The sequence below is a fragment of the Streptomyces sp. NPDC029466 genome (assembly GCF_055574515.1).
This window is the reverse complement of the sequence record NZ_JBVHZH010000073.1, coordinates 1-25,375: the sequence shown is the minus strand read 5'-3', so window position 1 is coordinate 25,375 and position 25,375 is coordinate 1. Positions and strand designations below refer to the sequence as shown.

General features: G+C 70.6%; 23 protein-coding genes. 19 read left to right on the top strand and 4 right to left on the bottom strand.

The genetic code is table 11. From position 1 onward, the window contains the following. Positions 1 to 235: 235 nt before the first annotated feature. From ACZ4XD_RS35250 to ACZ4XD_RS35190, 13 genes are all read left to right on the top strand, one after another. A complete protein-coding gene (locus tag ACZ4XD_RS35250) occupies positions 236 to 781 on the top strand; it encodes a LemA family protein (protein WP_042156923.1) in 546 nt (181 codons plus the stop codon). 147 nt (positions 782 to 928) lie between these two features. Then, positions 929 to 1,840 (top strand): pyridoxal 5'-phosphate synthase lyase subunit PdxS, encoded by a 912-nt coding sequence (gene pdxS, locus ACZ4XD_RS35245; RefSeq protein ID WP_423668547.1) that lies wholly within the window; start codon positions 929 to 931, stop codon positions 1,838 to 1,840. Between the two features lie 8 nt (positions 1,841 to 1,848). Then, positions 1,849 to 2,442: a pyridoxal 5'-phosphate synthase glutaminase subunit PdxT gene (pdxT, locus tag ACZ4XD_RS35240; RefSeq protein WP_468049231.1), complete on the top strand. Its 594-nt coding sequence runs from the start codon at positions 1,849 to 1,851 to the stop codon at positions 2,440 to 2,442. A gap of 132 nt (positions 2,443 to 2,574) precedes the next feature. Continuing rightward, complete coding sequence (locus ACZ4XD_RS35235; protein ID WP_042156915.1) at positions 2,575 to 3,327, top strand: YebC/PmpR family DNA-binding transcriptional regulator; 753 nt, start codon at positions 2,575 to 2,577, stop codon at positions 3,325 to 3,327. Between the two features lie 150 nt (positions 3,328 to 3,477). Beyond that, complete coding sequence (gene ruvC, locus ACZ4XD_RS35230) at positions 3,478 to 4,050, top strand: crossover junction endodeoxyribonuclease RuvC (RefSeq protein WP_468049229.1); 573 nt, start codon at positions 3,478 to 3,480, stop codon at positions 4,048 to 4,050. Further along, positions 4,047 to 4,667, top strand: coding sequence for a Holliday junction branch migration protein RuvA (gene ruvA, locus ACZ4XD_RS35225; RefSeq protein ID WP_468049226.1), 621 nt, complete (start codon positions 4,047 to 4,049; stop codon positions 4,665 to 4,667). Before ruvC ends, ruvA begins: the two co-directional genes overlap by 4 nt. Positions 4,668 to 4,749: 82 nt before the next feature. Next, positions 4,750 to 5,841 (top strand): Holliday junction branch migration DNA helicase RuvB, encoded by a 1,092-nt coding sequence (gene ruvB / locus ACZ4XD_RS35220; RefSeq protein WP_042156909.1) that lies wholly within the window; start codon positions 4,750 to 4,752, stop codon positions 5,839 to 5,841. Positions 5,842 to 6,003: 162 nt separating this feature from the next. Beyond that, entirely contained in the window at positions 6,004 to 6,540 is a 537-nt protein-coding gene (gene yajC / locus ACZ4XD_RS35215; protein WP_468049220.1) for a preprotein translocase subunit YajC, read from the top strand. 152 nt (positions 6,541 to 6,692) lie between these two features. Next, on the top strand, positions 6,693 to 8,471 hold the full coding sequence (gene secD, locus ACZ4XD_RS35210) for a protein translocase subunit SecD (RefSeq protein ID WP_468049218.1): 1,779 nt from the start codon (positions 6,693 to 6,695) through the stop codon (positions 8,469 to 8,471). 1 nt (position 8,472) lies between these two features. Beyond that, complete coding sequence (gene secF, locus ACZ4XD_RS35205; RefSeq protein ID WP_468049215.1) at positions 8,473 to 9,588, top strand: protein translocase subunit SecF; 1,116 nt, start codon at positions 8,473 to 8,475, stop codon at positions 9,586 to 9,588. Continuing rightward, positions 9,585 to 10,133, top strand: coding sequence for an adenine phosphoribosyltransferase (locus tag ACZ4XD_RS35200; RefSeq protein WP_423668531.1), 549 nt, complete (start codon positions 9,585 to 9,587; stop codon positions 10,131 to 10,133). Before secF ends, ACZ4XD_RS35200 begins: the two co-directional genes overlap by 4 nt. 263 nt (positions 10,134 to 10,396) lie before the next feature. Continuing rightward, positions 10,397 to 10,819, top strand: coding sequence for a hypothetical protein (locus tag ACZ4XD_RS35195; RefSeq protein ID WP_468049213.1), 423 nt, complete (start codon positions 10,397 to 10,399; stop codon positions 10,817 to 10,819). A gap of 341 nt (positions 10,820 to 11,160) precedes the next feature. Then, a complete protein-coding gene (locus ACZ4XD_RS35190; protein WP_468049209.1) occupies positions 11,161 to 13,785 on the top strand; it encodes a RelA/SpoT family protein in 2,625 nt (874 codons plus the stop codon). Between the two features lie 225 nt (positions 13,786 to 14,010). Here the strand turns inward: ACZ4XD_RS35190 and ACZ4XD_RS35185 are convergent, their stop codons facing one another. Together ACZ4XD_RS35185 and ACZ4XD_RS35180 are read right to left on the bottom strand one after the other, a co-directional pair. Next, the gene (locus tag ACZ4XD_RS35185; protein WP_468049205.1) at positions 14,011 to 15,240 is read right to left on the bottom strand and encodes a DUF349 domain-containing protein; all 1,230 of its coding nucleotides are present in this window, start codon (positions 15,238 to 15,240) and stop codon (positions 14,011 to 14,013) included. A gap of 250 nt (positions 15,241 to 15,490) precedes the next feature. Further along, complete coding sequence (locus ACZ4XD_RS35180; protein ID WP_468049203.1) at positions 15,491 to 16,318, bottom strand: peptidylprolyl isomerase; 828 nt, start codon at positions 16,316 to 16,318, stop codon at positions 15,491 to 15,493. A gap of 162 nt (positions 16,319 to 16,480) precedes the next feature. On the opposite strand from ACZ4XD_RS35180, the gene ACZ4XD_RS35175 reads away from it, so the two are divergent. The 4 genes from ACZ4XD_RS35175 to ACZ4XD_RS35160 all read left to right on the top strand — a co-directional run bounded on the left by ACZ4XD_RS35175 (position 16,481) and on the right by ACZ4XD_RS35160 (position 20,910). Then, a complete protein-coding gene (locus tag ACZ4XD_RS35175) occupies positions 16,481 to 17,194 on the top strand; it encodes an MBL fold metallo-hydrolase (RefSeq protein WP_042156893.1) in 714 nt (237 codons plus the stop codon). 11 nt (positions 17,195 to 17,205) lie between these two features. Continuing rightward, positions 17,206 to 18,468 carry a histidine--tRNA ligase gene (gene hisS, locus ACZ4XD_RS35170; protein ID WP_468049199.1) on the top strand — a complete coding sequence of 421 codons (1,263 nt, stop codon included), beginning with the start codon at positions 17,206 to 17,208 and terminating at the stop codon, positions 18,466 to 18,468. Between the two features lie 342 nt (positions 18,469 to 18,810). Continuing rightward, positions 18,811 to 19,452, top strand: coding sequence for a vitamin K epoxide reductase family protein (locus ACZ4XD_RS35165; protein WP_468049197.1), 642 nt, complete (start codon positions 18,811 to 18,813; stop codon positions 19,450 to 19,452). Positions 19,453 to 19,539: 87 nt separating this feature from the next. Next, positions 19,540 to 20,910 carry a replication-associated recombination protein A gene (locus ACZ4XD_RS35160; RefSeq protein WP_468049192.1) on the top strand — a complete coding sequence of 457 codons (1,371 nt, stop codon included), beginning with the start codon at positions 19,540 to 19,542 and terminating at the stop codon, positions 20,908 to 20,910. A gap of 25 nt (positions 20,911 to 20,935) precedes the next feature. Here ACZ4XD_RS35160 and ACZ4XD_RS35155 read toward each other — a convergent pair whose 3' ends face one another. Continuing rightward, the gene (locus ACZ4XD_RS35155) at positions 20,936 to 21,688 is read right to left on the bottom strand and encodes a DUF2470 domain-containing protein (protein ID WP_468049188.1); all 753 of its coding nucleotides are present in this window, start codon (positions 21,686 to 21,688) and stop codon (positions 20,936 to 20,938) included. 182 nt (positions 21,689 to 21,870) lie between these two features. Between ACZ4XD_RS35155 and rpsD the strand changes: the two genes are divergently transcribed. Continuing rightward, entirely contained in the window at positions 21,871 to 22,482 is a 612-nt protein-coding gene (gene rpsD / locus ACZ4XD_RS35150; protein ID WP_045867327.1) for a 30S ribosomal protein S4, read from the top strand. Positions 22,483 to 22,508: 26 nt separating this feature from the next. Here rpsD and ACZ4XD_RS35145 read toward each other — a convergent pair whose 3' ends face one another. Then, positions 22,509 to 24,701, bottom strand: coding sequence for an ATP-binding protein (locus tag ACZ4XD_RS35145; protein ID WP_468049184.1), 2,193 nt, complete (start codon positions 24,699 to 24,701; stop codon positions 22,509 to 22,511). Positions 24,702 to 24,880: 179 nt separating this feature from the next. Here ACZ4XD_RS35145 and ACZ4XD_RS35140 point away from each other — a divergent pair, with 179 nt between their 5' ends. After that, positions 24,881 to 25,315, top strand: coding sequence for a DUF948 domain-containing protein (locus tag ACZ4XD_RS35140; protein WP_181018639.1), 435 nt, complete (start codon positions 24,881 to 24,883; stop codon positions 25,313 to 25,315). Positions 25,316 to 25,375: the final 60 nt, after the last annotated feature.

Sequence of the window (25,375 nt, the reverse complement as noted above, 5' to 3'; positions counted from 1 at the left end):
TTTTTTCCCCGTGGGGGGGGGGGGGGGGGGGGGGGGGGGGGGGGGTCTCCCCCCCCCCCCCCCCCCCCCCCCCCCCCCCCCCCCCCCCGCGGAGGCCCGTCACCGCACCCGACAGCCCCGCGCAGCGGACCCGTCCGCCGCAGGCGCAACGGCGAGTGCACCGCGCAAGCGGGCAACAAACGGCGAGCAACCACCACGGCGGGAAAGCCAAAAACGTGGGATAACGTAACCGACCGTGACCACGTTCATCTGGATCGCCGTCGCGATCGTCCTCATCGGCATCTACCTCAGCTGGACGGCCGGCCGCCTCGACCGCCTGCACGCCCGTATTGACGCGGCCAGGGCGGCGCTCGACGCCCAGCTGCTGCGACGGGCGTCCGTCGCGCAGGAGGTGGGTACGTCGGGGGTCCTCGATCCCGCCGCCTCGATCGTCCTCTACCAGGCCGCGCACGAGGCACGGCAGGCCGAGGAGGATCATCGTGAGGTCGCGGAGAGTGAGCTGAGCCAGGCGCTGCGGGCGATCTTCGCGGAGGAGGCGCAGCTGGAGGCCGTACGGGAGGCGCCCGGTGGCGAGCAGACGGTCGCCGAGCTCACCGCCGCGGTGCGCCGGGTCCCGATGGCCCGTCGCTTTCACAACGACGCCGTACGGGCCGCCCGCGCCGTCCGCCGCCACAGGGTGGTGCGGTATTTTCGGCTGGCCGGTCATGCGCCGTTCCCGCTGGCCTTCGAGATGGATGACGAGCCGCCGGCCGTACTGGACGATCGCTCGGCCGGGAACTGAGCCGTCGCGGGCCGCGAGCGCGGAGCGGGTGGCTGCGACTCCCAGCGGTGACGAGCCACTGACCTCTAATTGGCCCTTTTCCCGGTCCGCTCACAAACGGTTGTGTGGGCCCAGCAGTCAGCCACCCGCACTGAGTGAGGTCAAACCGTGTCCAGCACGCCCACCACGTCCCAGCACCCCGAGACCGGAACCGCGCGCGTCAAGCGCGGTATGGCCGAGCAGCTCAAGGGCGGCGTGATCATGGACGTCGTCACGCCGGAAGAGGCGAAGATCGCCGAGGACGCGGGCGCCGTCGCCGTCATGGCCCTGGAGCGGGTCCCCGCCGACATCCGCAAGGACGGCGGCGTGGCCCGGATGTCGGACCCCGACATGATCGACGGCATCATCAACGCCGTCTCCATCCCGGTCATGGCCAAGTCCCGGATCGGCCACTTCGTCGAGGCGCAGGTCCTGCAGTCGCTCGGCGTCGACTACATCGACGAGTCCGAGGTCCTCACCCCGGCCGACGAGGTCAACCACTCCGACAAGTGGGCCTTCACCACCCCCTTCGTGTGTGGTGCCACCAACCTCGGCGAGGCGCTGCGCCGGATCACCGAGGGCGCGGCCATGATCCGCTCGAAGGGCGAGGCCGGTACCGGCAACGTCGTCGAGGCGGTGCGCCACATGCGCCAGATCAAGGGCGAGATCGCGCGGCTGCGCGGCTACGACAACAACGAGCTGTTCGCCGCCGCCAAGGAGCTGCGTGCCCCGTACGAGCTGGTCAAGGAGGTCGCCGAGCTCGGCAAGCTGCCGGTCGTGCTGTTCTCCGCCGGTGGTGTCGCCACCCCGGCCGACGCCGCGCTGATGCGCCAGCTCGGTGCCGAGGGGGTGTTCGTCGGCTCCGGCATCTTCAAGTCCGGTGACCCCGCCAAGCGCGCCGCCGCGATCGTGAAGGCCACCACCTTCTACGACGACCCGAAGGTGATCGCGGACGTCTCCCGCAACCTGGGCGAGGCCATGGTCGGCATCAACTGCGACACCCTCCCCGAGGCCGAGCGCTACGCCAACCGCGGCTGGTAGGACACCGGATGAGCACCCCCACCATCGGTGTGCTGGCCCTCCAGGGCGACGTCCGCGAGCACCTCGCCGTGCTCGCCGAGGCGGACGCCCTGGCCAGGCCGGTACGCCGTCCCGAGGAACTGGACGAGATCGACGGCCTGGTCATCCCGGGCGGCGAGTCCACCACGATGTCCAAGCTGGCGATCGTCTTCGGCATGCTGGAGCCGCTGCGCGCCTTCGTGCGCGCGGGCAAGCCGGTCTACGGCACCTGCGCCGGCATGATCATGGTCGCCGACAAGCTCCTGGACGCCCGGGACGACCAGGAGACGTTCGGCGGCGTCGACATGATCGTGCGCCGTAACGCCTTCGGGCGGCAGAACGAGTCGTTCGAGGCAGCCATCGACGTCGCCGGGATTCCCGGCGGACCGGTCGAGGGCGTCTTCATCCGGGCGCCCTGGGTCGAGTCGGTCGGTGGCGCGGTCGAGGTCCTGGCGACGTACGACGGGCACACCGTGGCTGTGCGGCAGGGTAACGTCCTCGCCACGTCTTTCCACCCGGAGCTCACCGGCGACCACCGGGTCCACGCCCTGTTCGTGGACATGGTGCGGCGGGCCCGGGACTGATCCCAGGGGCGGGCCACGGCGCTTGATCAGCGTCGTGGCCGGGTGACGGGCGGGAGTGACACCGTGTGACCTGGCCCCGGTAGGATCTGAGGCGTTCGTTTCAGACGTTGGTTACGCGAAGGAGACAGGCGGATGTCCGGCCACTCTAAATGGGCTACGACGAAGCACAAGAAGGCCGTGATCGATGCCAAGCGCGGCAAGCTCTTCGCGAAGCTGATCAAGAACATCGAGGTCGCGGCCCGTACCGGTGGTGCCGACCCGGACGGTAACCCCACGCTCTTCGACGCCATCCAGAAGGCCAAGAAGAGCTCGGTGCCCAACAAGAACATCGACTCCGCGGTCAAGCGCGGTGCGGGCCTCGAAGCCGGCGGCGCCGACTACGAGACCATCATGTACGAGGGGTACGGCCCCAACGGTGTCGCGGTGCTCATCGAGTGCCTCACCGACAACCGCAACCGCGCCGCCTCGGACGTCCGCGTCGCCATGACCCGCAACGGCGGTTCGATGGCTGACCCGGGTTCGGTGTCGTACCTGTTCAACCGCAAGGGCGTGGTGATCGTCCCCAAGGGCGAACTGTCCGAGGACGACGTCCTGGGCGCGGTCCTGGACGCGGGCGCCGAAGAGGTCAACGACCTCGGGGAGTCCTTCGAGGTGCTCAGCGAGGCCACCGACCTGGTCGCGGTCCGCACGGCCCTCCAGGAGTCCGGCATCGACTACGACTCGGCCGACGCCAACTTCGTCCCGACCATGCAGGTCGAGCTGGAGGAAGAGGGCGCGCGCAAGATCTTCAAGCTGATCGACGCGCTGGAGGACAGCGACGACGTGCAGAACGTCTTCGCCAACTTCGACGTCTCGGACGATGTCATGGCCAAGGTCGACGCCTGACCGGCGCCGCATGCTCGGTCGTCTGACGGGCCGACGGGGACACACCCCGTCGGCCCGTCGGTTTGTCAGTGGCAGCCACTACTGTGCTGATCAGGGGGCATGCGCTTCCGAGGCAGGCACAGCTGACCGACAGGCGAGGGGCGGGGACCGATGAAGGTGCTGGGGGTGGACCCCGGGCTGACACGCTGCGGGGTCGGGGTGGTCGACGGTGTCGCGGGGCGTCCGCTGACGATGGTCGGCGTCGGCGTCGTCCGCACACCGGCGGATCTGGACATCGCCCGGCGCCTGGTCGAGATCGAGCGCGGGATAGACGCCTGGATCGATGAGCACCGTCCCGAATTCGTCGCCGTGGAGCGGGTCTTCAGCCAGCACAACGTCCGTACGGTCATGGGCACCGCCCAGGCCAGCGCGGTCGCCATGCTGTGTGCGGCCCGCCGTGGGCTGCCGGTCGCGCTGCACACCCCCAGCGAGGTCAAGGCCGCCGTCACGGGCTCAGGACGGGCCGACAAGGCGCAGGTCGGGGCGATGGTGACCCGTCTGCTGCGGCTCGACTCGCCACCGAAGCCGGCCGACGCCGCCGATGCCCTCGCCCTCGCCATCTGTCACATCTGGCGCGCCCCCGCGGTCAACCGCCTCCAGCAGGCGCATGCCGCGGCCCGCCGCGCCGCCCCCGTCCGCGCTCCCGGCGTCCGCCGGGCGACACCCCAGAAGGGCACCCGATGATCGCCTTCGTCTCCGGCCCGGTCGCGGCCCTCGCACCGGACTCCGCCGTCGTCGAGGTCGGCGGTATCGGCATGGCTGTCCAGTGCACCCCGGACACCCTCTCCGGCCTGCGCATCGGACAGCAGGCCAAGCTCGCCACCTCCCTCGTCGTCCGCGAGGACTCGCTCACCCTCTACGGTTTCGCCGACGACGACGAGCGGCAGACCTTCGAGCTGCTCCAGACCGCCAGCGGTGTCGGCCCGCGGCTCGCCCAGGCGATGCTCGCGGTGCACTCCCCGGACGCGCTGCGACTGGCCGTCGCCACCGGTGACGAGAAGGCGCTCACCGCCGTGCCCGGCATCGGCAAGAAGGGCGCGCAGAAGCTGCTCCTGGAGCTCAAGGACCGGCTGGGGGAGCCGGTGGGCGCCGGCCGCGCGGGCGTCGGCAGCGCCGTCACACCCGGCTGGCGCGATCAGCTGCACGCCGCCCTGATCGGCCTCGGCTATGCCACCCGTGAGGCGGACGAAGCGGTCGCCGCGGTCGCCCCGCAGGCCGAGGCGGCCGTCGCCGACGGCGGAGCGCCCCAGGTGCCGCAGCTGCTCAAGGCGGCCCTCCAGACCCTGAACCGCGCCCGATGACCGCCGCCATCCGGGCCCCGCGCCCCCGACCGTTCGACCACGCAGGCGGCCCGGCCGCCCCGACCCCGCGAGGCACACCGCAGTGAACTGGGACGACACCGCACCGCCCACCACCGAGGACCCCGCCACGGGCGCGCCCGACCGGCTGGTCGGGGCCGACGCGGACGGTGAGGACACCGCCGTCGAGGCCGCGCTGCGGCCCAAGGACCTGGAGGAATTCGTCGGCCAGGAGCGGGTGCGCGAACAGCTCGACCTGGTGCTGCGCGCCGCCCGCGCCCGTGGTGCCACCGCCGATCACGTCCTGCTGTCCGGGGCGCCGGGCCTCGGCAAGACGACCCTCTCGATGATCATCGCCGCCGAGATGGGCGCCCCGATCCGCATCACCTCCGGCCCCGCCATCCAGCACGCCGGTGATCTCGCCGCGATCCTCTCCTCCCTCCAGGAGGGCGAGGTCCTCTTCCTCGACGAGATCCACCGGATGTCCCGGCCCGCCGAGGAAATGCTCTACATGGCGATGGAGGACTTCCGCGTCGACGTGATCGTCGGCAAGGGCCCCGGCGCCACCGCCATCCCGCTCGAACTCCCCCCGTTCACCCTGGTCGGGGCCACGACCAGGGCCGGTCTGCTGCCGCCCCCGCTGCGCGACCGCTTCGGCTTCACCGCCCATATGGAGTTCTACGCCCCCGCCGAGCTGCAGCGGGTCATCCACCGCTCCGCCGGTCTGCTCGACGTCGACATAGAACCCGAGGGCGCCGCCGAGATCGCCGGCCGTTCCCGCGGCACGCCCCGTATCGCCAACCGTCTGCTGCGCCGGGTCCGCGACTACGCCCAGGTGAAGGCCGACGGCGTGATCACCCGCGAGATCGCCTCCCAGGCCCTCGGGGTCTACGAGGTCGACGCCCGCGGCCTGGACCGCCTCGACCGCGCGGTGCTCACGGCCCTGCTCAAGCTGTTCGGCGGCGGCCCGGTGGGCCTGTCCACCCTCGCGGTCGCGGTGGGGGAGGAGCGGGAGACCGTCGAGGAGGTCGCCGAGCCGTTCCTCGTACGGGAAGGACTGCTGGCCAGGACCCCCAGGGGCCGGATCGCTACCCCGGCGGCCTGGGAGCATCTGGGGCTCGTCCCGCCGCAGCAGCAGGCGGGCGCCGGCGGGCAGCAGGGCTTGTTCGGGGCGTGACGGCGCGGGGACTCGCCCGGTCAGGAACTGCGGTGGGATGCTGTGCGTTGTTCCACTGGTGGGGACTCGCCTAGACTCCGCCGATGCCGTTCGTATGGGCGGCATACCCACCCCCGTATATGAGATCGCGCATCAGCGGTCGTGCGAAGGAATTTCCGTCCCGTGAATATCGTGACTCTCCTCCCCTTCATCGTCCTCATCGGGGCCATGTTCCTGATGACTCGGTCTGCCAAGAAGAAGCAGCAGGCGGCCGCGCAGATGCGCAACGAAATGCAGGCCGGCACCGGCATCCGGACGATCGGCGGCATGTACGCCACCGTCAAGGAAGTCCACGAGGACACCGTCCTCCTGGAGGTCGCCCCCGGCGTGCACGCCATTTACGCCAAGAACGCCATCGGCGCCGTGCTCGCGGACGAGGAGTACAACCGCATCCTGGACGGTGCCGACCCGATCCACGGTGGCGAGCCGGTCGTTCCGGACGACGCCTCCTCGCTGACCGGCGACACCGCCGAGGCGGACAAGGCCGACAAGATCGACCTGGGCAAGACCGCCGCCCCGGCCGACGCCGAGCCCGCCGCGGACAAGCCCGCCGCCGACGAGGCCAAGGACGCCAAGCCCGCCGACGAGGTCAAGGACACCGTCAAGGCGGACGCCGACGCCGCGAAGGACGACAAGAAGTCCGGCGACGACGCGAAGTAGTCCACCCCCACGGAACCGCGGAGCACGCGTGGTGTGTCGTGCACCGCGGTTCCGGGACGGTCTAGGCTCCGGCGGGGGCACGTCCCCACAAGACTTCGTGGCCCCTCGGCCGGCATCCCGGGCCGAGGGGTTGGACAGGGAGATACGAGAAGGTGGCAGCACCCAAGAAGGGCCGCAGGGCGCCCGCGAGCCAGGGGCATCCGGGCCGTGCCCTGGTCCTGGTCCTCGTCGCGATCGTGGGGCTGGTCGGAGGCATGTTCTACTCCGGCACCCTGACGCCCCGCCTGGGCATCGACCTGGCAGGCGGCACCAGCTTCACGCTGGCGGCCCAGAACCAGCCGGGCAAGCCCAACGCGATCAACGAGACCAACATGAAGACCGCCGCCGGCATCATGGAGCGACGGGTCAACGGTCTCGGTGTGTCCGAGGCCGAGGTCCAGACACAGGGCGACAACCACATCATCGTGAACATCCCCAAGGGGACGGACGCGAAGCAGGCCCGCCAGCAGGTCGGCACCACCGCCCAGCTCGGCTTCCGGCCGGTGCTCACCACCACGGCGGGCACCAAGACCCCCGAGCCCAAGCCCAGCCCCTCCAAGAAGGGCGCGAACGACAAGGCCAAGGGCGACAAGGCCGCGGGCGACCCGGCCAAGGACCAGCCGGGTACTCAGCAGCAGGCCTCGCAGTCGCCGGGCGACAAGCCGACCACGCAGGGCCGGGCGGTGACGGACGCGCTGAAGAAGGCGCCGTCCGCCAAGCCCACCCCCTCCGGCCCGGCCAAGCCCTCCGCCCCCGCGGTGCCGCCGACGCCCGGCGCGGACATCCCGCCGGCCCTCCAGAAGCAGCTCAACGCGCTGGACTGTTCCTCCAAGCAGAGCCGCGCCACCGCCGGTGAGAAGGCCGCGAACTCCAAGCCGTCCGACCCGATCGTGGCGTGCAAGGACGACGGCACGCAGAAGTACGCGCTCGGCCCGATCGGCGTCGAGGGCACGGACGTCAGCGATGCCAAGGCCGTCTTCGACAGCCAGGGTGGCCAGGGCTGGATCGTCCAGATGGACTTCACCTCCGAGGGCGGCAAGAAGTTCGCGGACGTCACCGGCAAGCTCGCCACCAAGGCGCCGCCGCAGAACCAGTTCGGGATCGTGCTGGACGGTGCGGTGGTCTCCGCTCCGTCGGTCAGCAGCGCGATCAATGGCGGCAACGCCACGATCTCCGGTGGCTTCACCCAGCAGTCCGCCGAGGACCTCGGCAACATGCTGTCCTACGGTTCCCTGCCGCTCTCCTTCAAGATCGACGACGAGACCACGGTCACCGCGGCGCTCGGTGGCGAGCAGCTGCACGCCGGTCTGATCGCCGGTGCCATCGGCCTCGCACTGGTCGTGGTCTACCTCGTCGCCTACTACCGGGGACTGGCGCTGGTCGCGCTGGCGAGCCTCCTGGTCTCGGCGATCCTGACGTACACGATCATGACCTTGCTCGGCCCGACCATCGGGTTCGCGCTGAACCTCCCGGCGGTCTGCGGCGCCATCGTGGCCATCGGTATCACCGCCGACTCGTTCATCGTCTACTTCGAACGCATCCGGGACGAGATCCGCGAGGGCCGCACCCTGCGCCCGGCCGTCGAGCGCGGCTGGCCGCGGGCCCGCCGTACGATCCTGGTCTCCGACTTCGTGTCGTTCCTGGCCGCCGCGGTGCTGTTCATCGTCACCGTCGGCAAGGTGAAGGGCTTCGCGTTCACGCTCGGCCTGACCACCGTCCTCGACGTCATCGTGGTCTTCTACTTCACCAAGCCGCTGATGACGATGCTGGCCCGGCGGAAGTTCTTCGCCGACGGTCACTCCTGGTCCGGCCTCGATCCCAAGCGCCTGGGCGCCAAGCCGCCGCTGCGCCGTCGTCGCGGCGGCGCCCCCACCCAGACGAAGGAGGCGTGAGATGTCCAAGCTCGGAAACATCGGCGCCCGGCTCTACCGCGGCGAGGTCGGCTACGACTTCATCGGCAAGCGGAAGATCTGGTACGGCATCTCGATCCTCATCACCATCACGGCCATCGTCGGCCTGGCGGTGCGCGGCCTGAACATGGGCATCGAGTTCTCCGGCGGTGCGGTCTTCACCACCCCGAAGACCTCCGTGTCCGCCTCGACGGCCCAGCACCAGGCCGAGTCGGCCTCGGGCGGCCACCAGGCCGTGGTGCAGAAGCTCGGCGGCGGCGCCCTGCGCATCCAGATCAGCGGTCTGGACACCAAGCAGGCGGTGCCGGTCCAGGAAGAGCTCGCCAAGGACCTGAACATCCCGGTCAAGGACGTCAACACCCAGTTGGTCGGCCCGAGCTGGGGTGAGGAGATCGCCAACAAGGCCTGGCTGGGCCTGGGGATCTTCATGGTTCTCGTGGTGCTCTATCTGGCGATCGCCTTCGAGTGGCGGATGGCGCTCGCCGCCCTGATCGCGCTGATCCATGACCTCACGATCACCGTCGGCGTCTACGCCCTGGTCGGCTTCGAGGTCACGCCCGGCACGGTCATCGGTCTGCTGACCATCCTCGGTTACTCCCTGTACGACACGGTCGTCGTCTTCGACAGCCTCAAGGAAGCCTCCAAGGACCTCACCAAGCAGAACCGCTTCACGTACGGCGAGATCGCCAACCGCTCGATCAACAGCACTCTGGTGCGGTCCATCAACACCACGGTCGTCGCGCTGCTCCCGGTCGCGGGCCTGCTGTTCGTCGGTGGCGGTGTGCTGGGCGCGGGCATGCTCAACGACATCTCGCTGGCCCTGTTCGTCGGTCTCGCCGCCGGTGCCTACTCGTCGATCTTCATCGCGACCCCGCTGGTCGCCGATCTGAAGGGCCGCGAGCCGCAGATGAAGGCGCTGGCCAAGCGGGTGAAGGCGAAGCGCGCCGCGGCGGCGGCCAAGGAGGCGAGCCAGGAGGACGCCGAGGACTCGGCCCCTGCCCCGGCCGATGCCGAGGACGGTGCCGCGGTCGTCGGACCGCGCCAGCAGCCCGCCTCCCGTAACCGCGGACGCGGTCGCCCGTCGGGCAAGCGCCGGTGAGCGCCCCGGCGGAACTGCGGGAGCTGCTGCTCAGCCGGATCACGGATATCCCGGACTACCCGCAGCCGGGTGTGATGTTCAAGGACATCACCCCGCTGCTGGCCGATCCGGCCGCCTTCGGCGCGCTGACCGAGGCGTTCGCCGAGCTGTGCGGACGGCACCGCGTGGACAAGATCGTGGGCCTGGAGGCGCGCGGGTTCATACTCGCCGCTCCGGTCGCGGTCCGGGCCGGCGTCGGCTTCGTCCCCGTCCGCAAGGCGGGCAAGCTGCCCGGCACGACGCTCGGGCAGGCCTACGAGCTGGAGTACGGCACGGCCGAGATCGAGATCCACAGCGATGCGCTGGCCCCGGGCGACCGGGTGCTGGTGATCGATGACGTCCTGGCCACCGGAGGGACCGCCGACGCCTCGCTTCAGCTCATCCGCCGTGCGGGTGCCGAGGTCGCGGGCCTGGCCGTGCTGCTGGAGCTCGGCTTCCTGGCCGGGCGGCAGCGGCTGGAGCCGGGCCTGAAGGGCGCTCCGTTGGAGGCTCTGATCACGGTCTGAACCGAAAAGCACTGCGTCGAAGCGGTCCCCAGGAAATTCCAGGGGACCGCTTCGACGCATGTGGGTCACAAATTTGAATGCCCCTTGGTGCGGTGGTTCCCATGATGAAGCCTTACTGGCGGCGCCACCCTACTGATATATCGGGAAAATCGCCCGAAAGGGCGTGGGGCGAACTTGGCTCGAATGTGTGTGAGCGGCGTGGGAATTGTGTTTGGATCTTGGTCATCGCCTTTGACCGAGGCGATGCACCATGGAGGTTTGTTATGGCGATTTCGCGCAAAATTGCTACGGGGGCAGTATCCATTGCGTCCCTTGCGGCCGTCGCTCTCGCTGCTACGCCGGTGAATGCGGCTCCGGCCGGCAAGGCGCAGCGCGCACAGTCGGCTGCTGTGGCCATCACGGAGTGTGGCGGTAAGGCCGGGGGCGTGGCGGGACGGTGGAGTCCTCCCTCGAAGTCGGGCTGCAACCGTATCGGGAACCACGGAGCCAAGATCGGCTACAGCTGGCACGCCGACAAGGGAAGGCCGTGCGTTCAGGTAAGGGGTTTCGCTGCCGACGGCAAGGCGAGGTGGTACGGCGCGGGGTGTGGCACGAGCGGCCACGTCAAGAACATCCCCTGGGACAACATCGCGGCCAAGCCGGCAATCAGGGTCAAGGGCTTCGCGCTCGTGGACTGGAGCCACTGAGCCTGTCGGTAATCCGCTGATCGTGGCCTGGGGTGCACCTTCGGAAAATCGAAGGGCACGCAGAATATCTCGAATATTGTGAGCCGTAGGGCATCCGGGAGGTATTCCGGATGCCCTATTGCTGTGTTCTTCTTGTCATGCGGGGCTGGACGCCCTGATCACCGTCTGACCCGGTCGCGCACAGCAGCTCCGTAGCGGGGGCATCCGGAAGAATCCGGGTGCCCCCGCTGCTGTGTCATGTACGGACCCATGGCCGCGGGGGAGTCGCGGCCCCGGGGTCGATACCATGGCACCCCGACCCGTTAGAGGTCCTGGGGTCCGGAACCGCCTGAGGAGTGCTCTTGCCAGACGAGGCCCAGCCGCTCTCCCCCGGACTGCGTCCGACGGGATCCGACGCCGCGCGCCCGGACGAGCCGAAGCCCACGGACGTGGCTTCCTCGGACGCGCCCCAGCCCGAGCGGCAGGGTGCGCCCGACGCCACGCCCCGGCCGCCGGCCGGCCCGACCTCCGCGTCGCCGGCGCCCGCCGAGCGGTCCCGTACGGCGCCCAAGCCGGGGCCCGCCGCCTCCTCGTCCCAGCCGGGCTCCGCGCCGTCCCGGGGGCCCAAGCCGCCCGCCAAGGCCGACCAGCCCGCCGCCACCAAGCCGCTGCCGCCCGCCCCCGCCGGCCGCTCCGGCTCCCCGAACCGGGTACGGGCCCGGCTGGCCCGGCTGGGCGTCCAGCGCTCCAGCCCGTACAACCCGGTGCTGGAGCCGCTGCTGCGGGCCGTCCGCGGCAATGACCCCAAGATCGAGACCGCGACGCTGCGCCAGGTCGAGCGGGCCTACCAGGTCGCCGAGCGCTGGCACCGCGGTCAGAAGCGCAAGAGCGGCGACCCGTACATCACCCACCCGCTCGCGGTGACGACGATCCTCGCCGAGCTGGGCATGGACCCGGCCACGCTGATGGCGGGCCTGCTGCACGACACCGTCGAGGACACCGAGTACGGCCTGGACACCCTGCGCCGCGACTTCGGCGACCAGGTCGCGCTGCTGGTCGACGGCGTCACCAAGCTGGACAAGGTCAAGTTCGGCGAGGCCGCGCAGGCCGAGACCGTGCGCAAGATGGTCGTCGCGATGGCCAAGGACCCGCGCGTCCTGGTCATCAAGCTCGCCGACCGGCTGCACAACATGCGCACCATGCGGTACCTCAAGCGGGAGAAGCAGGAGAAGAAGGCCCGCGAGACGCTGGAGATCTACGCTCCGCTCGCCCACCGCCTGGGCATGAACACCATCAAGTGGGAGCTGGAGGACCTCGCCTTCGCGATCCTCTACCCCAAGATGTACGACGAGATCGTGCGGCTGGTCGCCGAGCGGGCGCCCAAGCGGGACGAGTATCTGGCCATAGTGACCGACGAGGTCCAGGCCGATCTGCGGTCCGCGCGCATCAAGGCCACCGTCACGGGGCGGCCGAAGCACTACTACAGCGTCTACCAGAAGATGATCGTCCGCGGCCGCGACTTCGCCGAGATCTACGACCTGGTGGGCATCCGCGTCCTCGTCGACACCGTCCGCGACTGCTACGCCGCCCTCGGCACCATCCACGCGCGATGGAACCCGGTCCCCGGCCGGTTCAAGGACTACATCGCGATGCCGAAGTTCAACATGTACCAGTCGCTGCACACGACCGTGATCGGCCCCAGCGGCAAGCCCGTTGAGCTCCAGATCCGCACGTTCGACATGCACCGCCGCGCCGAGTACGGCATCGCCGCGCACTGGAAGTACAAGCAGGAAGCGGTCGCCGGCGCCTCCAAGATCCGTACGGACGTACCGAAGAACGCCGGCAAGGGCCAGGACACCGTCAACGACATGGCCTGGCTGCGGCAGTTGCTCGACTGGCAGAAGGAGACCGAGGACCCCGGCGAGTTCCTGGAGTCGCTGCGCTTCGACCTGTCCCGCAACGAGGTGTTCGTCTTCACGCCCAAGGGCGATGTCATAGCGCTGCCGGCCGGTGCCACCCCCGTCGACTTCGCGTACGCGGTGCACACCGAGGTCGGTCACCGCACGATAGGCGCACGGGTCAACGGGCGGCTGGTCCCCCTCGAATCGACCCTGGACAACGGCGACTTGGTGGAGGTCTTCACCTCCAAGGCGGCGGGCGCCGGACCGTCCCGCGACTGGCTCGGCTTCGTCAAGTCCCCGCGGGCCCGCAACAAGATCCGCGGCTGGTTCTCCAAGGAGCGCCGCGACGAGGCCATCGAGCAGGGCAAGGACTCCATCGCGCGCGCCATGCGCAAGCAGAACCTGCCGATCCAGCGGATCCTGACCGGCGACTCCCTGGTCACCCTCGCGCACGAGATGCGCTACCCCGACATCTCCTCGCTCTACGCGGCCATCGGCGAGGGCCATGTCGCCGCGCAGAGCGTCGTCCAGAAGCTGGTGCAGGCGCTCGGCGGCCAGGACGAGGCCACCGAGGACATCGCCGAGTCGACCCCGATCCGGCCGCGTTCCAAGCGCCGTTCCAGCGCCGACCCCGGAGTGGTCGTCAAGGGCGTCGACGATGTGTGGGTCAAGCTGGCCCGCTGCTGTACGCCGGTGCCGGGCGACCCCATCATCGGCTTCGTCACCCGCGGCAACGGCGTCTCGGTGCACCGTGCCGACTGCGTCAACGTCGACTCGCTGTCCCGGCAGCCGGAGCGGATACTCGACGTCGAGTGGGCGCCCACCCAGTCCTCGGTCTTCCTGGTCGCCATCCAGGTCGAGGCGCTGGACCGCTCCCGCCTGCTGTCGGACGTCACCCGGATCCTGTCCGACCAGCACGTCAACATCCTGTCGGCCGCCGTCCAGACCTCCCGCGACCGCGTCGCCACCTCCCGCTTCACCTTCGAGATGGGCGACCCCAAGCACCTGGGGCACGTCCTGAAGGCCGTACGGAGCGTGGAGGGCGTCTATGACGTGTACCGGGTGACGTCGGCCAGAAGGCCGTAACGGCGTGACACAGCGGTGGGGGGCGGGGGGGGGACCCCATGGAGGGCGAAAAACCTTCCTTTTCTTCCCCCCACACACCCCCAAGACCTTCGTGTGCGGTCCGCGCCCCCCCTTTCCTCCTCCCCCCTCTTCCCCTCTTCCCCCCTCCAACAACTCCCCACCCCCCCCCCCCCCCCCCCCCCCCCCCCCCCCCCCCCCCCCCCCCCCCCCCCCCCCTGTTCCGTGCTAACCGCCGAACTCCTCCAGGCCCTTGAGCGCCTGGTCCAGCAGCGCCTTGCGGCCCTCCAGCTCCCGGCCGAGCTTGTCGGCCTTGGCGTCGTTGCCCGCCGCCCGCGCCGTGTCGATCTGCTTCTCCAGCTTGTCGACCGCGTCCTGGAGCTGGCCGGTCAGCCCCGCGGCGCGGGCCCGCGCCTCAGGGTTCGTCCGGCGCCACTCGCTCTCCTCGGCCTCCTGGATGGCCCGCTCGACGGCGTGCATCCGGCCCTCGATCTTCGGGCGGGCGTCCCGCGGCACATGGCCGATGGCCTCCCACCGCTCGTTGATCGAGCGGAACGCGGCCCGCGCGCCCTTGAGGTCCGAGACGGGCAGCAGCTTCTCGGCCTCGACGGCCAGCTCCTCCTTGCGGGTCAGATTCTCCCGCTGCTCGGCATCGCGCTCCGCGAAGACCTCACCGCGCGCCTGGAAGAAGATGTCCTGGGCGCCGCGGAAGCGGTTCCACAGATCGTCCTCGTGCTCGCGCTGCGCGCGGCCGGCCGCCTTCCAGTCCGCCATCAGCTCGCGGTAGCGGGCCGCGGTGGCCCCCCAGTCCGTCGAGTTCGACAGCGCCTCGGCCTCGGCGACCAGCTTCTCCTTCGCCTTACGGGACTCCTCGCGCTGCGCGTCCAGCGACGCGAAGTGCGCCTTGCGCCGCTTGGAGAACGCCGAGCGGGCGTGCGAGAAGCGGTGCCAGAGCTCGTCGTCCGCCTTGCGGTCGAGCCGCGGCAGGCCCTTCCAGGTGTCGACCAGCGCGCGCAGCCGTTCACCGGCCGCCCGCCACTGCTCACTGGCGGCCAGCTCCTCGGCCTCGGCGACCAGCTTCTCCTTGGCCTCCCGGGCCTCGTGGCTCTGCCGTGCCTTCTGTGCCTTGCGCTCCTCGCGGCGCGATTCGACGGCCTCGACGAGCTTGTCGAGCCGCTTCTTCAGCGCGTCCAGGTCGCCCACCGCGTGGTGTTCGTCGACCTGGGTGCGCAGATGCTCGATCGCGGTCGTGGCGTCCTTCGCCGACAGGTCGGTGGTCTTGACCCGGCGCTCGAGGAGGCCGATCTCGACGACCAGGCCCTCATACTTGCGCTCGAAGTAGGCGAGGGCCTCCTCGGGAGTGCCCGCCTGCCACGATCCGACGACCTGCTCGCCATCGGCGGTACGCACGTACACGGTCCCCGTCTCGTCGACGCGGCCCCATGGGTCGCTGCTCACAGCGCCTCCTCCACATGATGCCGACGGGGGCGCGCGGCCCCCCGGCATCGTCCACAGTTTCTGTCCGGCAGAGCCGCGCCCTGACCGGTCCGACGGGCTGAATCGCGGGTGAGGGTGGCAGCCGTCGGAGCAGGCACCCTACCCAACGCCAATCTAGGCGACCGGCGGTCGGCTGTCCGCATCCAGCACGACCGAAATTCCGCGGTTCGCGTGACGGGGACCGCCGCACCGCCCCAGGTCGCCCGGCAGGTCAGGACTTTTTGACGGTTGCCCGGTCGATCACGACGGTGGCGTTCGGCGCGGTGTTGCCGGTCTGCGGGTCGGGTGCCGAACCAGCCTTGGCGATCTTCCGCAGCACGTCCATACCGCCGGTGACGGTGCCGAACGGTGTGTAGTTGGGGGGCAGCTTGCTGTCCTGGTAGACGAGGAAGAACTGGCTGCCGCCGGAGTCCCGGGTCTTGTCGCTCCGCCCGTCGTAGCGGTTGGCCATCGCGACCGTGCCCGCCGGATAGACGCCGCCCTTGAGCCGGGGGTCCTTGAGGTTCTCGTCCGGGATGGTGTAGCCGGGCGTGCCCTGGCCGGTGCCCTTCGGGTCGCCGCACTGGAGGACGTAGATGCCCTGGTCGACCAGGCGATGGCACTTGCTGTGGTCGAAGTAGCCCTGACCGGCCAGGAAGGCGAAGGAGTTGACGGTGTGCGGCGCCTTGCCGGCGTCCAGCTTCAGCTCGATCGTGCCGCAGGTCGTCGCCAGCTTCGCGGAGTAGGAGGCCGAGGTGTCCACGGACATCGCCGGCTCCTTCTTCCAGGTCTTGGTGGACGGGGTGCCCTTGGCGGGCTTGCCGCACGGGTCCGGCGCCTTGGAGGGGGACGGGGGAGCAGCCCGGTCGGCGTCCTGGCCGGAACCCGCCAGTCCGGTGGTGGCGTAAGCGGTGACACCGGCGGCCAGGGTGACGGCCAGGGCGGACGCGATGACCACATTGCGGCGTTTGGTCTTGCGCTCTGCCGCGGACCGCCGCTGCTGCTGGCGCTCGTACTTCTCCCTGGCGAGCTGCCGCCGCCGCTGATCTCTGCTGACCACCGGTCGTCTCCTTCGTCCGATCACCGATCGCTGTCGTCGCCGTGGCCGTACCGTATACGGGTTCGCTCTGCCGGGAGTCCCGCCGGTAGGCTCTGGAGCTGCCGAGATGTTCCGGGAGCGGTCCCGTGGACCGAGCCCCACCACCGACCTTTAAGGACGAACGTGCTGATTGCCGGGTTCCCCGCCGGGGCCTGGGGCACCAATTGCTACTTGGTCGCCCCCGCCGCCGGCGAGGAGTGCGTCATCATCGACCCGGGCCACCAGGCGGCCCAAGGTGTCGAGGACGCGGTCGCAAAGCATCGGCTCAAGCCCGTCGCGGTCGTTCTCACCCATGGCCACATCGACCATGTCGCCTCCGTGGTCCCGGTGTGCGGCGCGCACGACGTCCCGGCCTGGATCCACCCCGAGGACCGCTTCATGATGAGCGACCCGGAGAAGGCCCTGGGCATCTCCATCGGTCAGCAGCTCATGGGCGAACTCACCGTGGGGGAGCCGGACGACGTCAAGGAGCTGAGCGACGGTGCCGCCCTGGAACTCGCCGGGATGGAGTTCTCCGTCGCGCACGCCCCGGGCCATACCAAGGGGTCGGTGACGTTCAGGATGCCCGAGCAGGCCGACATTCCGCCGGTCTTCTTCTCCGGCGACCTGCTCTTCGCCGGCTCCATCGGACGCACCGACCTGCCGGGCGGCGACCACGCCGAGATCCTCCAGTCGCTGGCGCGTGTGTGCCTGCCGCTGGAGGACTCGACCGTCGTCCTGTCCGGCCACGGCCCCCAGACCACCATCGGCCGCGAGCGCGCCACCAACCCCTTCCTGCGGGAGGTGGCCGCCGGCCTCGGAGACGGCTTCAGCGCCGCTCCACGACGAGGAATGTGACGAGACCTTCCGTGAGCACCTTCAAGGCCCCCAAGGGCACGTACGACCTGATCCCGCCGCAGTCCGCCACCTATCTCGCGGTGCGCGAGGCGATCGCCGCGCCGCTGAAGAACTCCGGGTACGGCTACATCGAGACGCCCGGTTTCGAGAATGTCGAGCTGTTCGCGCGCGGTGTCGGTGAGTCCACCGACATCGTGACCAAGGAGATGTACGCCTTCGAGACCAAGGGCGGCGACCAGCTCGCGCTGCGCCCCGAGGGCACCGCGTCCGTGCTGCGTGCCGCACTGGAGGCCAACCTCCACAAGGCGGGCAACCTCCCGGTCAAGCTCTGGTACTCCGGCTCGTACTACCGCTACGAGCGTCCCCAGAAGGGCCGTTACCGCCACTTCTCCCAGGTCGGTGCCGAGGCCATCGGTGCCGAAGACCCGGCGCTGGACGCCGAGTTGATCATCCTGGCCGACCAGGCCTACCGCGCGCTGGGGCTGCGGAACTTCCGCATCCTGCTCAACTCCCTGGGCGACAAGGAGTGCCGCCCTGTCTACCGGGCCGCGCTCCAGGACTTCCTCCGTGGCCTCGACCTGGACGAGGACACCCGGCGCCGGGTCGACATCAACCCGCTGCGCGTCCTGGACGACAAGCGCGAGGCGGTGCAGAAGCAGCTCGACGGGGCGCCCAAGCTCCGCGACTACCTCTGCGAGGCCTGCAAGGCGTACCACGAGCAGGTGCGTGAGCTGCTGACCGCGGCGGGCGTGGCCTTCGAGGACGACGAGAAGCTGGTCCGCGGCCTGGACTACTACACCCGCACCACCTTCGAGTTCGTCCACGACGGCCTCGGCTCGCAGTCCGCGGTGGGCGGCGGCGGCCGCTACGACGGTCTCTCGGAGATGATCGGCGGCCCCGCGCTGCCGTCCGTCGGCTGGGCGCTGGGCGTGGACCGCACGGTGCTGGCGCTGGAGGCGGAGGGCGTCACGCTCGACATCCCCGCCGCCACGGCCGTCTACGCGGTACCGCTCGGCGAGGAGGCCCGCCGGGTGCTGTTCGGCGTGGTCACCGAGCTGCGCCGGTCCGGCGTGGCCACCGACTTCGCGTTCGGCGGCAAGGGCCTGAAGAACGCCATGAAGTCCGCCAACCGCTCCGGCGCGCGGCTGGCGCTGGTGGCCGGCGAGCGGGACCTGGCCGAGGGCGTCGTCCAGCTCAAGGACCTGGAGAGCGGTGAGCAGACCGCGGTCGCGCTGGACACCGTGGCCGACGAGGTCCGGCGCACGCTGGGCTGAGGCCACGGGACGGCGGACCCCGAGGGGCCCGGACGGCGATCGGCCGGCCGGGCCCTTCGTACGTGCCGGGTCTTCCGTCCCGCCGGGCGCCCGGTGTCAACGGCTGTGGTGCCGTCATCCCGGCGAAGGGTTTCCGGCACGGCCGGACCGGTAGTGGCAGGCATCGTGCGGGCGGCAGAGGGGGCGGGATCCCTGCGAATACTGAGAGAACGCTGTGTGCGGGCGGCTCTTCTTTATGCTCATCGCACGGTGGGGCATGGTGGAGTTGGGGCAGAATGAACGGCGTGGCCGCGACCGGGCCCGCGCTCAACCCCCACTCCCAGGGATCGACGGAACGGCGATATGACGACGACAGCGCTTGACGACGTGTCCACCGACGACGACCGCGCGAGCGGCCCGGGCACCATCGGCTCGGGTCGCGGATACGCCCTGCTCCTGGTGATCACCGGCGCGCTGGGCCTGCTGGCGGCCTGGGTCATCACCCTGGACAAGTTCGAGCTGCTGAAGGACCCGAACTACAAGCCCGCCTGCAGCCTCAACCCGATCGTCTCCTGCGGCAACGTCATGCAGAGCAAGCAGGCGGAGGTCTTCGGTTTCCCGAACCCGCTCGCCGGCCTGGTCTGCTTCGGCATGGTGATCGCGATCGGCGTGGCCCTGCTGGCCGGCGGGCGCTTCCGCCGCTGGTACTGGATCGGGCTGAACATCGGCACGCTGCTCGGCACGGTCTTCTGCATGTGGCTGATGTCCCAGTCCCTGTACGTGATCAACTCGCTGTGCCTGTGGTGCACGCTGACCTGGATGATCACGATCCTGATGTTCTGGTACACCACCGTGCACAACATCAAGCACGGCATCATCCCGGCCCCCGCGGGGCTGCGCCGGACCGTGCTGGAGTTCCACTGGGTCGTGCCGGTGCTCTGGTACGGCGTGATCGCGCTGCTGATCCTCACCAAGTGGTGGTCGTACTGGAGCACCCTGATCTGAGGTCCCGCCCGCCGCGTCATCCGCGCCCCGGCCCCGTCCATGACGGCGGCCGGGGCGTTGTCAGTGGGGTGGCTTAGGCTCGTGATCGTGGAGCCCGACCTGTTCACCGCCGCTGCCGAAGACCGCCAGGAGAAGGACCCCGCGGGGTCCCCGCTCGCCGTCCGGATGCGCCCGCGCACCCTCGACGAAGTCGTGGGCCAGCAGCATCTGCTCAAGCCGGGCTCGCCGCTGCGCCGGCTCGTCGGCGAGGGCGGCGGGGGGCCCGCCGGGCCGTCCTCGGTGTTCCTGTGGGGGCCGCCCGGAATCGGCAAGACGACCCTCGCGTATGTCGTCAGCCAGGCGACGAACAAGCGCTTCGTGGAGCTCTCGGCGATCACGGCGGGCGTCAAGGAGGTCCGCGCGGTCATCGACGGCGCACGGCGGGCCTCGGGCGGCTACGGCAAGGAGACCGTCCTCTTCCTCGACGAGATCCACCGCTTCAGCAAGGCCCAGCAGGACTCCCTGCTGCCCGCCGTGGAGAACCGCTGGGTCACCCTGATCGCCGCGACGACGGAGAACCCGTATTTCTCGGTGATCTCGCCGCTGCTCTCCCGGTCGCTGCTGCTGACCCTCGAACCCCTCACGGACGACGATCTGCGCGGGCTGCTGCGGCGTGCGCTGACCGATGCGCGCGGGCTGGCGGGCGCGGTGACCCTGCCCGAGGACACCGAGGGGCATCTGCTGCGGATCGCCGGCGGCGATGCCCGGCGTGCGCTGACGGCCCTGGAGGCCGGTGCCGGTTCCGCGCTGGCCAAGGGCGAGAAGGAGATCACCCTCCAGACCCTGGAGGAGTCCGTCGACCGCGCGGCGGTGAAGTACGACCGGGACGGTGACCAGCACTACGACGTCGCCAGCGCGCTGATCAAGTCCATCCGCGGCTCGGACGTCGACGCCGCGCTGCATTACCTGGCGCGCATGATCGAGGCGGGGGAGGACCCGCGGTTCATCGCCCGCCGGCTGATGATCTCGGCGAGCGAGGACATCGGCCTGGCCGATCCCACGGCCCTGCCGACCGCGGTCGCCGCCGCCCAGGCCGTGGCGATGATCGGCTTCCCGGAGGCGCGGATCACGCTGAGCCAGGCCACCATCGCGCTCGCCCTGGCGCCGAAGTCGAACGCCGCCTATATGGCCATCGACGCCGCCCTGGCGGACGTCCGGGCCGGTCAGGCGGGAGCGGTGCCGCCGCATCTGCGTGACAGCCACTACAAGGGCGCTCAGAAGCTCGGCCACGGCCAGGGCTATCAGTATCCGCACGACCTGCCGGGCGGTATCGCCGCCCAGCAGTACGCGCCGGACGAGGTGCACGGCAAGCGCTATTACGAGCCCACCCGCCATGGTGCGGAGGCGCGCTACGCCGATGTCGTCGAGCGGGTGCGGACGCGCCTGCGCGCCGACTCCGGTGAGAACGCCGCCGAGTAGCCCTCCGCGGGGTGGTGCCCGGTGCCTACTCGGCCGCCGCCTCGAAGAGCAGATGCATCGCCCGCCGCAGCTCCGCCACGTCCCGCACGGGCTCGGGAAAGTCGAACCGCGCGTCGAAGGTGTGCTGCTCGGCGTCGGTGAAGCGGACCCGCAGCCCGAAGCGGTCCAGGCCCACCGGCACGGCCCGGCCGCGCAGTCCGCAGATGTCCCTGCGGTCGCCGAGCAGGGCGCACAGCCCGCGTACCTGCTCGCTGTGCGCGGCGTGCAGATGCTGGAGCAGCTCCGCCTCGTGGGCGACGAAGGGGTCGGCGGCGGCGTCGGCGAAGTCGTCCGGTTCCACGGACTCGGCGCCCCACAGATCGTCCACCGCGCCCTCGCCGACCTCCATGCGCAGCATCATCCAGGCGGTCCGCCCGTACAGGCCCGGTGCGGGGTCCGGCTGGAGCGCCTCGCCGATGCCGAGCAGCTCGCCCACCGGGTGCCGCTCCGCGAGCAGCAGCGCCGCCTCGGCCCGCTGCTCATTGCGGACGGGGGTGAGCCAGCCGGCCACCCAGGCCCGTCCGCGGATGCGATGGGGCACCGAAACGGGCGCGACATCCGTGATCTCCATCACGGCTGTGAGGTCGTCGTCCTGTGCGTGTGCCGCCGCCCGAGCCGCCGCAGAGTCCCCGGAAACCAGCAACAGCACGTCTCCGTCGGGTGTCACGGTCCGGCAGACCGGTGCCGAGAGTCCGGTCTCGTCGGGGTCCTCGACACCGGGGATGCTCAGAGACGCCATACCATTGGCTTCGACGAGGGTTCGTATGCGCTCGGCGGCTGTGGGCTGCTGGGCGTCTTCCACGGGACGCGGCTGACCCGCCTCGGTGCGGTGTGCACTGGGCAGGGGGATCCCAGGTCGAAACATGCGTTCTCCTCGCGCTAAGGTAAGCCTCACCTAACTTACACGGAGGTCCGTTCCACGTGAACCAGTCGCGTCCCAAGGTCAAGAAGTCCCGCGCGCTCGGCATCGCGCTGACGCCGAAGGCCGTCAAGTACTTCGAGGCCCGTCCCTACCCGCCCGGCGAGCACGGCCGTGGCCGCAAGCAGACCAGTGACTACAAGGTCCGTCTGCTCGAGAAGCAGCGCCTGCGCGCGCAGTACGACATCAGCGAGCGCCAGATGGCGCGTGCCTACGACCGCGCTCGGAAGGTCGAAGGCAAGACCGGCGAAGCGCTGATCATCGAGCTTGAGCGCCGTCTGGACGCGCTCGTCCTGCGTTCGGGCATCGCCCGCACGATCTACCAGGCTCGCCAGATGGTCGTCCACGGCCACATCTCGGTGAACGACCGCAAGGTCGACAAGCCGTCCTTCCGCGTCCGCCCCGGCGACGTCGTGATGGTCCGCGAGCGCAGCCGCGAGAAGCACCCTTTCCAGGTCGCGCGTGAGGGTGGCTACGCCCCCGACGGCGAGACCCCGCGCTACCTCGAGGTCAACCTCCAGGCTCTGGCGTTCCGCCTCGACCGGGACCCGAACCGCAAGGAGATCCCGGTGATCTGCGACGAGCAGCTCGTCGTCGAGTACTACGCCCGCTAAGCACCACCGCAGGCGCAGCACCACGCTCAGCCCGCCGTCTCCCCGCCGCTCGCGGAGGGGGAGGCGGCGGGCTCGTTCGTGCCCGGCGGCGCGATGCGCACCGTCCGGGGCCGGGCCGGCGCCGGACCCTCGGTGCGCAGCCCCCGGGCCACCGCCGCGTCCAGGCCGAGGCGCTCGCCCCTGCGCCGGGCACGCTCGTAGCGCTCGGCCCCCAGCCGCTGCCGCGCCTGTTCCTCGCACAGCACATGCGGCCGGCGGAAGTGGCGCGAGCCGAACAGCGGCAGCCCCACCGACGGCCAGATCCGCCCCGCGGCACCCTGGAGTACGGCCGCCGCCTCCGCGTCCCCCTCGCCGAGCGTCACCATCGCCAGCAGTTCGAGCGCCAGCACCACGCCCAGCAGGTCGTGGAAGGTGTGATGGACGGCCAGCGACTCCTCCAGCAGGGCCCGGGCCCGCTCGCCGTCGCCCCGTGACCAGGCCGCGTACCCCAGCACGAACTGGGCGTACGCCCGCGTCCAGCGCTCCCCGTGGTCCGCGCACACCTCCACGACGTCCTCGCACAGCCGCACCGCGTCCGCCGGCTCGCCCCGGAAGGCCACCGCCATCGCCAGCTCGACCTGCGCCAGCAGCACGGTGCCGTTGAGCTCGCCGATCTCCCGGTAGCGCCGCAGCGCCCCGCGCAGCAGCTCCTCGGCGCGCGGCATGTCGTCGCAGACCAGCGCCAGACAGCCGGTGCGGTGCAGCGCGTACGCGGCCGCGGTGGCGTTGCCGGTCCGCTCGGCCTCGTCCCGGCACTCCTGCAGTGCCCCCAGCGCGCCGATGGTGTCCCCCTGGAGCACCGCGACATAGCCGGTCACCCACAGCGCCTTCAGCCGTGCGTCGTCGTGGTCGCTCTCCAGCTCCAGGGCCCGGTCCAGCCAGTGCCGGCCCTCGGAGAGCCGGCCGCAGCCCACCCAGTAGAACCACAGGGTGCCCGCCAGATACTGGCCCAGATGGGTCTCGGCGGGGCACTCCAGGCTCTGCTCCAGCGCCACCCGCAGATTGGGCAGCTCGGCCTCGATCCGGGCCGCGATCTCGGCCTGCCGGGAGCTGAACCAGTCCAGTTCGCACCAGGTGGCCAGCCCCAGATACCAGTCGCGGTGCCGGCGCCGCAGCCGGTCACCGTCGTGCGTCGCCGCCAGCCAGTCCGCGCCGTAGGCCCGTACGGTGTCCAGCATCCGGTAGCGCACCCCGGCCGCGGTCTCCTCCCGCACCAGCACCGACTGGGCGACCAACTCCGCGACGACATCGAGGAGTTCCCCGGCCGGCAGCTCCGGTCCTGAGCAGACGTACTCCACCGCCTCCAGGTCGAACTGCCCGGCGAAGACCGACAGCCGCGCCCACAGCAGCCGCTCCCCGGGCGTACACAGCTCATGGCTCCAGCCGATCGCGGTACGCAGTGTCTGGTGGCGCGGCAGGCAACCGCGGCCGGTGCCGGTCAGCAGCCGGAAGCGGTCGTCGAGCCGCTGGAGCACCTGGCCGACGGAGAGCGCGCGCAGCCGCCCGGCGGCCAGCTCCAGCGCGAGCGGAATCCCGTCGAGCCGCTCGCAGAGCTCGGTCACCGCGGCCTCGTTCGTCTCCCCGACGGTGAAGGCGCCGAGCACCGCCGCCGCGCGGTCGGCGAACAGGGCGGTCGCATCTGCGGTGTTCAACGGTGCCAGCGCCAGGTTCTGCTCGCCGGGAAGCCCGAGCGGGCGTCGTCCGGCGGCCAGCACCCGCAGCCCGGGGGCGCGGCGCAGCAGCTCCGCGGTCAGCTCGGCACAGGCGTCGACCAGGTGCTCATAGCCGTCCAGCACGAGCAGCAGTTCACGGTCGGCGAGGTGGTCACAGAGCGCGGCGCGCACCGGGCGGCCGCCGCGGTCGGCCGGCGCCAGCGCCTCGGCGACGGCGTGGTCCAGGAGGTGCGGTTCGCGCAGGGACGCGAGTTCGACCAGCCACACCCCATCGCAGAAGCGATCCTGCAAGATCGCTGAGCCATGGCGGGCAAGGCGTGACTTCCCGATGCCGCCGAGCCCGGTGAGCGTCACCAGCCGGGCCGATTCCAGCTGCCGCGCCAGCGTGGCCAGTTCGTCGTCGCGGCCGATGAAGCGGTTGAGTTCCGCGGGAAGGTTCCCCGGCCTGCCCGGCGGACGCTCGGGGGAAGGGCGGGAGAGGGGACCGGGGCGCGTGAAGCGTCGCATGGCACACGGAGCGTACTCGGCAGGATGCGGACCGTACAATCACGCCGCGGGATTCCCCCGGCGGCCGCCCCGTGTGACCGGGAACGGGGTACGGACGGACAGTCACGGCGCGATAAGGTCAAGGTTGCCGTTCGAGCAGGACGAGAACCAGACCAAACCAGTCGGAGAGTGGTGCCAACGTGTCCGGTGGAGAGGTGGCCGGGATCCTCGTGGCCGTCTTCTGGGCGATCCTTGTGTCGTTCCTCGCCCTCGTGCTGGTGAGGCTCGCACAGACGCTCAAGGCGACCACCAAGATGGTGGCCGAGGTGTCCGAGAAGGCCGTGCCGCTCCTCGCCGACGCCTCCGCAACGGTCCGCTCCGCGCACACCCAGCTGGCCCGCGTCGATGCCATCGCCGCCGACGTCCAAGAGGTCACCGCCAACGCCTCCGCGCTCTCCTCGACCGTGTCCTCCGCCTTCGGCGGCCCGCTGGTCAAGGTGGCGGCGTTCGGCTACGGCGTGCGCCGCGCGATCGGCAAGAAGGGCGAACCGGAGCCGAAGCGCACCGTCGTCCTCGGCCGTACCCTGCCCGGCGCCCGCCGCGGCGGGCGCCGCAACCGTCGCTCCAAGGACTGATCCCAGCTATGTTCCGCCGCGCACTCTTGTTCCCCCCCGGCGCCCTCGCCGGCGTGTGGG

Excerpts from the sequence above, each read along its gene's own strand:
- pdxT (WP_468049231.1), top strand. The coding sequence starts at position 1,849 with ATGAGCACCCCCACCATCGGTGTGCTGGCCCTCCAGGGCGACGTCCGC.
- ACZ4XD_RS35235 (WP_042156915.1), top strand. The coding sequence starts at position 2,575 with ATGTCCGGCCACTCTAAATGGGCTACGACGAAGCACAAGAAGGCCGTG.
- ruvC (WP_468049229.1), top strand. The coding sequence starts at position 3,478 with ATGAAGGTGCTGGGGGTGGACCCCGGGCTGACACGCTGCGGGGTCGGG.
- ruvA (WP_468049226.1), top strand. The coding sequence starts at position 4,047 with ATGATCGCCTTCGTCTCCGGCCCGGTCGCGGCCCTCGCACCGGACTCC.
- secF (WP_468049215.1), top strand. The coding sequence starts at position 8,473 with ATGTCCAAGCTCGGAAACATCGGCGCCCGGCTCTACCGCGGCGAGGTC.
- ACZ4XD_RS35195 (WP_468049213.1), top strand. The coding sequence starts at position 10,397 with ATGGCGATTTCGCGCAAAATTGCTACGGGGGCAGTATCCATTGCGTCC.
- ACZ4XD_RS35165 (WP_468049197.1), top strand. The coding sequence starts at position 18,811 with ATGACGACGACAGCGCTTGACGACGTGTCCACCGACGACGACCGCGCG.
- ACZ4XD_RS35155 (WP_468049188.1), bottom strand. The coding sequence starts at position 21,688 with ATGGCGTCTCTGAGCATCCCCGGTGTCGAGGACCCCGACGAGACCGGA.
- ACZ4XD_RS35145 (WP_468049184.1), bottom strand. The coding sequence starts at position 24,701 with ATGCGACGCTTCACGCGCCCCGGTCCCCTCTCCCGCCCTTCCCCCGAG.